Genomic DNA, 1,044 nt, shown 5'->3' with positions numbered 1-1,044 from the left:
CCTTCTGCGAGGTGGCCACGATGCGCCGCCCGCACCTGCTCGCCGGCGGCGCACTCAGCGTTGCCGCCACCGGGCACCTGGTGCGCATGCTGATGATCGGCCAGCCCGATGCGCCCTACCCTGGCGTCGCGCTCGTGCAGGCCGCGTGCACACCCGCGAGCCTGGCCGAGTTCGCCTGGGACCTCCATGAGGCTTGGGCCGGCGCCGGCGCACCCAGCAAGGACGGCTGGGCCTTCCGCACGCTGGGCCTGCTGGGCAACGACGAGACGGCCCGCCGCCTGATCCCGCGCATCAACGACTGGGCGAGCGCGCCAGGCACCCGCGGCCGCGCCGAATCCGCGCTCGACCTGCTGGCCGCCATCGGCACCGACGTGGCATTGATGCTGCTGAACACGCAGGCCACCAAGGGCCGGCACAAGCGCGTGCAGTTGCGCGCCGCCGGGATGATCGCGACGGTGGCCGATGCGCGCGGGCTCACGCTCGATGAACTCGGCGACCGGCTGGCGCCGACGCTCGGCCTCGACGAACCCGATGCGGCGATCTTCGATTTCGGCTCGCGCAAGTTCTCCCTCAGCTTCGACGAAAGCCTGAAGCCCGTCGTGCGCGACGCACGCAGCCTGCGACTGAAAGACCTGCCCAAGCCGCTGAAGGGCGACGACGCCACGCTCGCCGGCCCGGCGGCCGAGCGTTTCAAGCAGTTGAAGAAGGACGTGCGCGCCATCGCCAGCCTGGAGATCACGCGGCTGGAGCGCGCGATGCGCAACGCCCGTCGCTGGCCGCTGCCCGAGTTCCGGCGCTTCTTCCTCGCCCATCCGCTGATGCGCCACCTGGCGACGCGCCTGGCCTGGGCCACCTACGACGGCGGCACGCTGCGCCAGCCTTTCCGCGTGGCCGAGGACTGGACGCTCGCGGATGCGGCGGACGAACAGCTCGCGCTGCCCGAGGCCGCGCAGATCGGCATCCTGCACGTGCTCGAACTCGACGCGTCGGTGAAGGCGCAGCTCGGCCAGCTGTTCGGCGACTACGAGATCCTGCAGCCGTTCA

General features: G+C 71.6%; 1 protein-coding gene. It reads left to right on the top strand.

Features of this window, described 5'->3' with window-relative positions; genetic code table 11:
• Positions 1-20: 20 nt before the first annotated feature.
• A partial coding sequence (locus AC1D15_RS34005) for a DUF4132 domain-containing protein (protein ID WP_477829540.1) occupies positions 21-1,044 on the top strand: 1,024 nt, incomplete at its 3' end.

It is taken from the genome of Rhizobacter sp. P2_H2, from assembly GCF_056403375.1.
The sequence above is the reverse complement of the archived record's forward strand: the minus strand, read 5'-3'. Positions and strand labels throughout refer to the sequence as shown.